This is a genomic window from Nocardia farcinica (assembly GCF_029867845.1).
Lineage (GTDB): Bacteria > Actinomycetota > Actinomycetes > Mycobacteriales > Mycobacteriaceae > Nocardia > Nocardia farcinica_A.
The window spans coordinates 1-1,417 of sequence record NZ_JARWRU010001146.1; the positions used below are offsets into that span (position 1 = coordinate 1).

Here is a 1,417-nt window from a genome sequence, read left to right on the forward strand (position 1 = left end):
CGGGTGCGCAAGCACTCCGAGCCGGGTCCGGCCGACGAGCCGACCATCGTGGAGCAGATCCGCGACGGCGAGGTCGACATGGTGTTCAACACCCCGTACGGCAACTCCGGCCCGCGCGTGGACGGCTACGAGATCCGCACCGCCGCGGTGGGCGCGAACATCCCCTGCATCACCACCGTGCAGGGCGCCGCGGCCGCGGTGCAGGGCATCGAGGCAGGCATCAACGGCGGCATCGGGGTGCGCTCGCTGCAGGAGCTGCATTCGGTGCTGCGCGGGTGAGCGCCCGGCCGGACGGACAGGGAGAACACGTGGGAGGACCCCGATGAGCGGCTTCGGCCCGCGATTACGCGAGGCGATGGACCGGTTCGGCCCGCTGTGTGTCGGGATCGACCCGCACCCGCACCTGCTGCGGGAGTGGGATCTACCCGAGGACGCCGAGGGGCTGGAGCGGTTCGCCGAGATCTGCGTCGAGGCCTTCGACGGCACGGTGGCCCTGGTCAAGCCGCAGGTCGCGTTCTTCGAGGCCTACGGCTCGGCCGGCATCGCGGTGCTGGAACGCGCCGTCGAGGTGCTCCGCGGTTCGGGCACCCTCGTGCTGGCCGACGCCAAGCGCGGCGACATCGGGTCAACCATGGACGCCTACGCGCGGACCTGGCTGGGCGATGGGCCGCTCGGCTCGGACGCGGTCACGGTCTCGCCGTACCTGGGCTTCGGTTCGCTGTCGCCCGCGCTCGACCTGGCGCGGGCCAACGGCCGCGGGGTGTTCGTGCTCGCGGCCACCTCCAACCCGGAGGGCGCCCAGGTCCAGACCGCGACCGCCGCGGGCGGCCGGACCGTCGCGCAGACGATGGTCGACGAGGTGGCGGGCGCCAACGCCGGCGCCGAGTTCGGATCGGTGGGCGTCGTCGTCGGCGCCACGCTGGCCGCGGCCCCCGACTTGTCCGCGCTCAACGGGCCGATTCTCATGCCCGGTGTCGGCGCGCAGGGCGGGGGAGCGGAGTCGGTGCGGGCCCTGGTGCCGGAGGCGATGCTGCGGGCCGTGGTGCCCAACGTCTCCCGCGAGGTCCTGCGCGAAGGCCCCTCGGTATCCGCGCTGCGCGCGAAACTGGACGCCCTGCAAACCGAATTCGCCTTCCTCCGACCGTGATCCGCGAGGTTTGAGGCGGACCCCGAATGGGTACCGGAGGGCCCTTACAGGCCGCTGGAAGCCTCGCTACAGCGGTTTCGGCGTGCGGACGTGCTCCCGTGACCCCGCGGCCGCGTCCGGTCCCTCGGGCGCGACCGGCCGCCGCCCGCGACCCGATCGACGGAACCCCCGGCGGGCGATGGCCCGGGGGTGGGGGCGGTAGGCCCCCGGATGGGGCATTTGTTGGGTGGGGCCCGCGGGGGAAGTGGGCGGCCCGCGGGGGGAAATAAA

General features: G+C 73.5%; 2 protein-coding genes. Both read left to right on the forward strand.

Annotated features, from left to right (window positions below):
• The coding region (locus QH283_RS25500; protein ID WP_280505475.1) for a hypothetical protein at window positions 1-279 on the forward strand (279 nt) is incomplete at its 5' end.
• A 43-nt stretch (window positions 280-322) separates the two neighbouring features.
• Window positions 323-1,147, forward strand: coding sequence for an orotidine-5'-phosphate decarboxylase (gene pyrF, locus QH283_RS25505; protein WP_280505476.1), 825 nt, complete (start codon window positions 323-325; stop codon window positions 1,145-1,147).
• Window positions 1,148-1,417: the final 270 nt, after the last annotated feature.